Consider the following 8623-nt stretch of genomic DNA (forward strand, 5'->3'; position numbering starts at 1 on the left):
GTGCTGGCCAGGCTGGTGGCGCCGCCGGTGCCGTCCGGGAACGGCCAGAGGGCGGCGAGCAGCGCGGCCCGGCGGGCCAGCTCCCGCAGTCCACGCTCCTCCCACTCCGGGCCGTACGCCGCGCCGGCCACCCGGTCGAGCACGTCGAGGAAGACCTGGGCGGGTTGCGGCCGGTCCGCGGGCCGCTTGGCCATGCCGTGCCGGAGCAGCTCGTGCACCGGTGCCGGGGCCGGGGCGGTGGGGATCGGCGCGGAGGCGTGCTGCTCACGCAGGGCGAACAGGTTCGTCCCGTCGTACGGCGGGCGGCCGGTCAGGCACTCGAAGAAGGTGGCGGTGGCCGCGTAGATGTCGCAGGCGGGGCTGGCCGGGTCGCCGGTCCACTGCTCGGGGGCCATGTAGCGGGGCGTGCCGGAGACCGTGGTGTCGGAGCCCTGGCCGATCGGCATGGCGATGCCGAAGTCGGCGAGCTTGCTCAGCCCTGCGCCGGTGACCAGCACGTTCTCCGGCTTGTAGTCGCGGTGCACGACACCGTGGCTGTGCGCGGCGGCGAGCCCGGCGAGGGAGCCCTTGAGCACGCAGAGCGCCGACTCGGGGGTGGTCGGGCCGTGCTCGCGCAGCATCTGCCGCAGCGACACCCCGTTGACCAGCTCCATGACGATCGCCGCGCCCTCGGCGGACTCGACGTACTCGTAGAGCCGGGAGACGTGCGGGTCGTCGATCTCGGCCAGCAGCCGGGCCTCCTGGCGGAAGGCGGTCCGGAATGAGGGGTCCTCGCCGATGGCGCGGATCAGGTATTTGATGGCGACCGGGGTGCCGGTGGCGTCGTGGGTGGCGAGCAGGACGCTGCCGGACGCCCCGGCACCGAGCCGGCGGACGGGGGTGTAGCCGGACAGCTGCCAGCCGCTCATGCGACGTACTCCACGGCGATCCAGGAACGGGCATCGACCCCCGTCTCGCTGATCATTCTGGTCGCGTCGGAGCTGCCGTCCATCGGCGCAACGGACGCATCCGCTGTCCGGTCGGCGACTGTGGACCCGGGGTACGGGCCGGATGCCGGGTCGGTCGCGGCGGGGCGCGGCGTCGGCGCGTGGTCGGTAACGGACACGCCGCCACGGATAGCAGACCCGGGCAACCCGCCGGTCAGATGGCGGTGGCCTTGACCACCTTCCACTCGCCGCCCATCGGGACCATGGTGAGCACCACCCGGTTCTGGTCGACCTTCTCCCCCGCCGTGGTGACGTTGCGCCGGTACTGGTTGAGGTAGAGCATCAGCTCCACCCGGTCCGGCTCGGCGCTGACCACGCCGGTGGCGGACACCTCGGCCAGGACCACCGCCTGCTGTTTCGTGGCGGTCGGTTTGAGCGCGGCGGTGGTCTGCGCGTACTCGTCGGCGAAGGCGCCGGTGGCGAAGGTGCGGCCGTTGGCGATGCTGTCGTCGAAGGTGCGGTAGTCGTAGGAGAAGAGCGCCTTGGCCGCGGCCGGCGCGGTGGCCAGGGCCTGGCGTACGGCCTGGTCCCGCTGCCCGGCGTGGCGGTCGGCGATCCAGCCGGCGAGGGCCACGGCCGCGGCGAGGACGACCGCGACGGCGAGCAGGGGTACGAGGCGCGGCCGGGCGGGCCGGCGGCGCAGCACGGTGGGAACTCGCATGGTCTTCTCCTGCCGGTCAGCCGACGAACTGGAGCTTGGACACCAGCCACTGGCCGGAGTCGCCGTCCCGGACCAGGTCGAGCTGGATCCGGTAGTGCGACGGGCGGCCGTCGGGTGCCTTGACGTTCTTGACGGTGGCGTCGACGGCGACGAGCACCACCGCGTGGCGGCGGTCGCCGGAGACCAGCGCGGCGCGCAGCACGCTGCCCTGCGACTGGACCTTGTTCTCCACGACCGCGGCGCGGACCTGCTTCTGGCCCCGGGTGAACTCGTCCTTGAAGTCGCCGGTGGCCCCGGCGGTGACGCGTTGCAGGTCGCGGTCGACGCTGGCGGCGCTGATCGAGACGAAGTTGACGGCGGCCTGCCGGGCGGCGGCGACGGCCTGCCGGTGCGCCTGGTCGGTGGCCCGGTCGACGTACCAGCGGTGGCCGTAGACGCTGGCGCCGGCGAGGGCGGCGGCGAGCAGCACGACCAGCATCGCGGTCAGGGCTCGGCCCCGGCCCGGTCGGCCGGGTGCGGCGGTCGCGGACCGCTTCTCCTTCCGACCGGCGTCGGCGGCGTCGGCGGGAGCGGCGGCCGAGCCGGTCGGGCCGTCGGTGTCGGTGTCGGTGTCGGCCGCCGCCGTGGTGGGGCCGTCGGTGCGGGCCGGCTCGGGGTCCGGGTCGGGCAGGTCCTCGACCTCGGCCGGGTCGCCGACCACGGTCAGGTCGCCGCCCTCGAGCGGGTCCTCCACCGGCTCCCGGTCGAGGCGTTCGAGCACCTGCTCGATGGGCTCGGCGGGCCGGGGCAGCGGGCGGCTGACCAGCCGGCGGCGCGCCGGGGCCGGGCCGCCGGCCAGGGCGCCCTTGATGACTTTCAGTGTGGTGTTCCTGCGGCTGGGCACCGCCACCTCCTCCGGTACGCCGGTCACGGGGTCAGGCCGGCGAGCAACAGCTGTTTCCAGGACTGGTCTCCGGCGGTGCGGTACTGGCCGCCGGTGCCGCCGAACTGCAGGGGGCGGCCGTCGGAGCCGAGCACCAGGCCGGTGGCGGGGTCGTACCCCGGGGTGGTCTGCGGGTCGGGGTCGGACGGGGCCGGGTCGGCGCCGCCGGGTCGGGGCGCGTTGCCGGCCCCGCGGACGCTCGCCCCGGCGGCCTTGTCGCGGGCGCTGCACGTGGTGCCGCCGCCGTGGTAGACGCACGACGGGGGCACGTTGGCGTTGACGACGAGGCCGAGGTGGGCGGTGCCGTCGCCGGGGGTGACGGTGAAGCCGCCGGCGACCGCGATCGGGTAGACCACCAGCAGCTGCTCGATGCCGGGCAGCCGCCGGGCGGCGATCCCGTTGACGGTGACCAGGTTGCCGAGCAGGGTGCCGATGTCCGGCTCCAGGCCCCGCAGCAGGGCGCGCAGCTCGGCGCCGGCCGGCGGTCCGGCGGCGAGCAGCCGCCGCAGGTCGGGGTCGGCGGCACGGAGCGTGGCGGCGAGCTGCGCCAGGCCGGCCGACCAGCGGCGCAGTGCGTCGGCCGATTCCGCCTGGGTGGTGAGCACGGTGCGGGCGTCGCGGATCAGCGCGAGCGTCTCGGGGAGCCGGGTGTCGGCCTCGGCGAGCAGGGCGTCGCCGGAGTCGAGGATCCGGGCCAGGGCCTGTTCGTTGCCCTCGAACGCGGTGCCCAGTTCGGTGATCAGGACGCTGAGGTCGTCCGGGCCGACCGAGCGGACCAGGGCGTCCAGGTTGGTCAGCAGGGTCTCCGGGGCCAGCGGCAGGCCGGTCCGGTCGGCCGGGATCACCGCCCCGGCGGCGAGGTACGGGCCGGCGTCGCGGTCCGGGCGCAGGTCGAGGTACTGCTCCCCCACCGCCGAGCGCTGGGTGACCACGGCGCGCAGCGCGTCGGGCACCCGGACCCCCCGGTCCATGCGCAGGTCGGCCCGGACCCCGTCGCCGTGCAGGCCGACGGCGGTGACCCGGCCGACGGGCACCCCGCGGTAGGTGACCGGCGCGTTGGCGAACAGGCCGCCGGCGCGGGCCAGGTCGACGTGGAGGACGTAGCCGTTGCCGAGCAGCCGGTCGCCGAGGCCGACGTAGCGGATGCCGACGTAGCCGATGCCGAGGATGCTCACCAGCACGAAGGCGAGCACCTGGAGTTTGACGGTGCGTCCGATCACGGCAGCAGCCCTCCACCCAGGACGTCGGTCAGGTCGCCGATCTGGCCGGTGACGGCGCCGGTCACCGGCAGTACGCAGTCGGCGGTGAGCACGGTGCCGTCCGGCAGTTCGGTCCCGGCGGGGAACGCGGTGCCCGCCGGCACCACGCCGGTGGGTAGCAGCAGTCCGCCGATCGGCACGGTGGAGCCGGGCTTGAGCAGCTGGCAGCCCTCCGGCAGGCCGCACTCCTTCGGCGGCGTCCAGGTGGCCGGGAGGTGCGTGAGGTCGGGCAGGCACTTCAGCGGCAGCTCGGGCACGCCGGGCAGGCCGCCGCCGGGCTTTTCGGGAACCTTCGGCCCGCCGGCGGGCGCCCGGGGCGCGGTCTGGGCCGGTGCCCGCGGCGTCCGCGCGGCGGGAGTGGGCGCGGGCGCGGCGGCCAGCAGGTTGGACAGGATGCTCGCGGCGTCCAGGTCGGCGGTGACGGAGAGGTTGACGAAGTCGCCGACGATCGCCCCGGTCACGTTGGGCGGGAACGGGAACGACAGCATGAAGTCGAGCGACTTCGGCAGGTCGTCGCCGGCCGAGGCGAGCTGTTCGAGGATGGGTTGCAGCGCCTTCACGCTGGCCACGGTGTCCGCCCGGCTGCGCTCGACCACCCGGGTGCCGACCGTGCCGAGCTGGCCGAGCGCGGTGAGCGCCTTCGTCAGCTGGGCGCGCTGCCGGGCCAGCACGGTGAGGCCGGGAGCCAGGGAGTCCAGCGCGTCGCCGACGACCTGGCGCTGACGGGCGAGTCGGCCGGTGAGCCGGTCGAGCGCGGCGATGGCGCGCACGATGTCGGCCTTCTGCCGGTCCAGGCCGCCGAGGAACGTGTCGAGCTGGGTGAGGGTGTCCCGCAGGTCCGCCTCCCGGCCGGCCAGGGCGTTGCCCAACTCCTGGTTGATGGTCCGCAGCTGGGCCAGGCCGCCGCCGTTGAGCAGCAGGCCGAGGGCGGCGAGGACCTCCTCGACCTCGGCGCCGCGGGTGGTGCGGGACAGCGGGATGACGTCCCCGTCGGCGAGCCGCCCGCGGGCCGGCTCGGTGGGCGGCGCGGAGACCGACACGTACTTCTCGCCGAGCAGGCTGCTCTGGCGTACCGCGGCGGTGGCGTTGGCGGGCAGCCGTACGGCGCGGTCGAGGCGCAGCCGGACCTGGGCGTGCCAGCCGGACAGGGAGATCTTCTCCACCGAGCCCACGGTGACGTCGTCGACCTTGACCGCGGCGCGGGGCACCAGGTCGAGCACGTCGGCGAACTCGGCGGTGACGGTGTAGCCCGCGCCGGCCGGCTTGCCGCCGGGCAGCGGCAGGTCGGCGACGTCGGGCAGGCCGCAGCCGGCGGGCAGCAGCGCCACGGTGAGCGCGGCGGCCAGCAACCGCAGCGGACGACGCGCTCGCTCGCTCATGCCGCGCCTCGCAGGATGCCGCCGAGGGTGGGATCGCTGGTGGTGGAGGAGCCGCCCGGCGCCTGGTCGGCGGTCGGCGCACCGGGGGAGCTTGCGGACCCCGGTGAGGACCCGCCGGTCGCCGGGGCGCCGGGCGGCAGCTTGATCAGCTTGCGCAGCTGGTCGGTGAGGGGTTTGCCCTGGGCGTGCAGGGTCTGTGCGAGCGCGGTGCACTTGGCGGGCACCTCGGCGGCGGGCAACTGGTCCGCCATCAGCGAGCAGACGAAGGTCACGGGGTCGTACGGGCCGAGGGCGTTGTCGCGGGTGTCCAGGGTGCCCGAGCGCGGGTTGTAGGCGAGGTTGAGGTTCCCCACGGCCAGCGGCGCCACGTCGAGGATCTGGATGACGGCCCGCTGCTGGCGGACCAGCACCCGGGTGATGTCGGTCAGCGCGGTGACGTTCGAGGTGAGCGCGGTCCGGTTCTGCCGGACGAAGGTGGTCACCTCGGCCAGCGCGGTGGCGAGGTTGCGCAGCGCCGCGGCGAGTTCCTCCTTCTCCCCCGCGAGCTGTTCGGCGACGTCGGCGAGTTGCTGCTGGAAGCGGCGTACCTGCTGGTCGCTCTGGGCCAGGGTGGTGGTGAAGCGTTGCAGGTTGACGACCGTGCCGAACAGGTCGCCGCGTCCGGTGGAGAGGGTGGTCAGCGCCTGGGAGAGGCCGTCGAGGGTGTCGTGCAGGTGCTGCCCGTTGCCTTCGAGGTTGGCCCGGCCGGTGCCGACCAGGTCGGACAGGGCGCCGTCGGCGTTGGCGCCCTGCGGCCCGAGGGTCTTGTTGAACTCGTCGAGCGCGGCGTAGATGTCGTCGATCTCCATCGGCGCGGCGGTCCGGGCGACCGGGATCTCGGCGCCGTCCGGGAGGTCGGCTCCGCCGGTGAAGGGCGGGGTGAGCTGCACATACCGGTCGCTGACCACGCTGGGCGGGACGATCAGCGCCTGGGCGTCGGCGGGGACCCGCAGGGTGGGGTCGTAGCGCATGTCGACGCGGACGACCCGGCCCTGCGGGGTGACCTTCTCGACCTCGCCGACGCGGACGCCGAGCACCCGGACGTCCGAGCCCGGGTAGACGCCGACCGCGCGGGTGAAGTACGCGACGACCCGCCGCTGCGGTGTCTCGTGCCGCCACACGGCGGCGCCCACGGCGATGGCGGTGAGCAGGACGGTGGCCGCGGCGAGCGGGCGCCGCCAGCGCTGGATCCGGCCGGGCATCAGCGTCCTCCCGGGGCAGGCAGGTAGGGCTGGAGCAGACCGTCGACGTAGGAGTCGAACCAGCGACCGTTGCCGACCACGTTGGCGAAGGCGGTGACGAACGGCCCCATCCGGCGGATGGTCTGCTCCAGGTTGTCGCGGTTGCGTTGCAGGACGGCGACCACGTCGCGCAGCTTGCGCAGCGCCGGTTCGAGCTGGGCGCGGTTGTCGGCGACCAGCCCGGACAGTTGGGTGGCGAGCTGGTCGGTGCCGACGAGGAGCTGGTGGATGGCGTCGCGGCGGCGGCTGACCTCGGCGAGCAGCTTCTCCCCGTCGGTGACCAGCTTGCGGAACTCCTCGTCGCGTTGGGCGAGCACGCCGGTGACGGTGTGGGCGCGGGCGAGCAGGGAACGCAGTTCGGCGTCGCGGCTGGCGACGGTGCGGGACAGCCGGGACAGGCCGGTCAGCGAGGTGGCGACGCTGGGCGGGGTGTCGGCGAAGGTCTGCGACAGGGTGGTGAACGCCTGCGCGAGCTGGTCGGTGTCGACCTTGTCGAGGGTGTCGGCGAGCCCGGTGACGGCCTGCACCACGTCGAACGGGGCGGCGGTGCGGTCGAGCGGGATCTCCGCGTGCTCGGGCAGTGCCCCCGACCCGGCCGGCGACAGCGCGAGGTACTTCTGACCCAGCACCGTCTTGATCCGGATGGTGGCGCCGGTGTCCCGGCCGAGGCGTACCCCGTCGTCGTCGACCCGGAACCGGACCCGCACGTACGGGTGGGGCTCGCGGGCGAGGTCGACGGCGGTGACCACGCCGACCCGGACCCCGGCGACCCGGACCTCGTTGCCGGTTGCCAGGCCGCTGGCGTCGTGGAACGCCGCCTGGTACGTGCGGGCGGTGAGGGCGGCGAGCCGGTCGAACTGGAAGGCGCCGAGCAGCGCGGCGACGATGACGGCCAGGCCGACCGCGCCGACGACGACCGGGTTGCGTTCGCGGAAGGGTTTCACTGGCTGCCTCCGGTGGCGCAGCGGGCGGCGGTGGCGCTGACGGCCGGCGTGGTCAGCGGCGGCTGGCCGGCGACGGCGACCCGGCCGTCGAAGTCGCAGAGGTAGAAGTTGAACCAGGAGCCGTAGGAGGCGACGCGGGTCAGCTGCGTGTAGCGCTGCGGCAGCCGGCCCAGGGTGGAGTCGATGGTGGCCGCGTTGCGGTCGAGGGTGCCGGCGAGGTCGCCGAGGGCCGCCACGTCGGCGGCGAGCGGCGGCCGGACCTGGCGCAGCAGGCCGGCGGTGGTGTCGGTCAGCTCACCGAGGTTCACCAGGGCGTCGCCGATGGCGGTGCGGTCGGCGGAGAGCCCGGAGACGAACTGCTGGAGCTGGGCGACGCTCTGGTCGAGGTCGCCGTCGTGCGCGGCCAGGGTGCCGAGGACCTGGTTGAGGTTGCTGACGACCCGCCCGATCACCGCGTCGCGGTCGGCGAGGGTGGTGGTCAGCGAGGCGGTGCGCCGCAGCAGGCTCGCGACGGTGCCGCCCTCCCCCTGCAGGACCTGGATGATCTCGTACGCGAGCTTGTTGACGTCGTCGGGGTTGAGCGCGGTGAACAGCGGCCGGAAGCCGTTGAACAGCACGGTCAGGTCCAGCGCCGGCTTGGTCTGGCTGAGCGGGATGAGCCCGTCGGCGGGCAGCGGGCGGGTGTCGCCGGGCCCCTCGGTCAGTGCCAGGTAGCGCTGCCCGACGAGGTTGCGGTAGCGGACGGCGGCGCGGACCCCGGCGGCGACCGGCACGTCCCGGTCGACGGTGAAGCTCACCTCGGCGACGGAGTCGTCGACGACCGCGATGTCGCTGACCTTGCCGACCCGGACGCCGGCGACGCGGACGTCGTCGCCGGCCAGCAGCCCGGTGACGTCGGTGAACCGGGCCCGGTAGGTGACCCCGTCGGGTGGGAACGCGCCGAGGGTCTGGGCGAGCATGCCGGTGGCCAGCAGCGTGACGGCGGCGAAGACCAGCAGCTTGACGAGCGCGGAGGTGGTTCTGCCGGTCATCGGGCGTTCACCACCGCTCCGCGCAGCAGCGGCCCCCAGAGCAGCACCGCGATGTCCGGGACCTCGGCCGGTGGGGTGGCGGTGAGTCCGCCGACCAGGGGTTTGACCAGGGCCTGCTCCTGGCTGGTGCCGGCCTGGCCCATCGCGCCCGCGGGCACCGC

The 8623-nt window shown here is 74.6% G+C and carries 8 protein-coding genes; all 8 read right to left on the reverse strand.

Translation table 11 applies throughout. The features are described from left to right. Positions 1-908, reverse strand: a 908-nt coding sequence (locus tag ACWEVO_RS21615) for a serine/threonine-protein kinase (protein ID WP_452309335.1), incomplete at its 3' end; no start/stop codon positions are given. 232 nt (positions 909-1140) lie between these two features. Then, the gene (locus tag ACWEVO_RS21620; RefSeq protein ID WP_452309336.1) at positions 1141-1647 is read right to left on the reverse strand and encodes a hypothetical protein; all 507 of its coding nucleotides are present in this window, start codon (positions 1645-1647) and stop codon (positions 1141-1143) included. A 16-nt stretch (positions 1648-1663) separates the two neighbouring features. Further along, positions 1664-2557 (reverse strand): hypothetical protein, encoded by an 894-nt coding sequence (locus ACWEVO_RS21625; RefSeq protein ID WP_452309337.1) that lies wholly within the window; start codon positions 2555-2557, stop codon positions 1664-1666. Beyond that, positions 2554-3789, reverse strand: coding sequence for an MCE family protein (locus ACWEVO_RS21630; protein WP_452309338.1), 1236 nt, complete (start codon positions 3787-3789; stop codon positions 2554-2556). The genes ACWEVO_RS21625 and ACWEVO_RS21630 overlap by 4 nt, the downstream gene beginning before the upstream one ends. Continuing rightward, entirely contained in the window at positions 3786-5207 is a 1422-nt protein-coding gene (locus tag ACWEVO_RS21635; protein ID WP_452309339.1) for an MCE family protein, read from the reverse strand. Before ACWEVO_RS21635 ends, ACWEVO_RS21630 begins: the two co-directional genes overlap by 4 nt. Then, on the reverse strand, positions 5204-6448 hold the full coding sequence (locus ACWEVO_RS21640) for an MCE family protein (protein WP_452309340.1): 1245 nt from the start codon (positions 6446-6448) through the stop codon (positions 5204-5206). Before ACWEVO_RS21640 ends, ACWEVO_RS21635 begins: the two co-directional genes overlap by 4 nt. Further along, positions 6448-7431, reverse strand: coding sequence for an MCE family protein (locus ACWEVO_RS21645; protein ID WP_452309341.1), 984 nt, complete (start codon positions 7429-7431; stop codon positions 6448-6450). Before ACWEVO_RS21645 ends, ACWEVO_RS21640 begins: the two co-directional genes overlap by 1 nt. Further along, entirely contained in the window at positions 7428-8462 is a 1035-nt protein-coding gene (locus ACWEVO_RS21650; RefSeq protein WP_452309342.1) for an MCE family protein, read from the reverse strand. Before ACWEVO_RS21650 ends, ACWEVO_RS21645 begins: the two co-directional genes overlap by 4 nt. Between the last annotated feature and the right edge of the window lie 161 nt (positions 8463-8623).

This window comes from Micromonospora sp. NPDC003776, assembly GCF_053605645.1.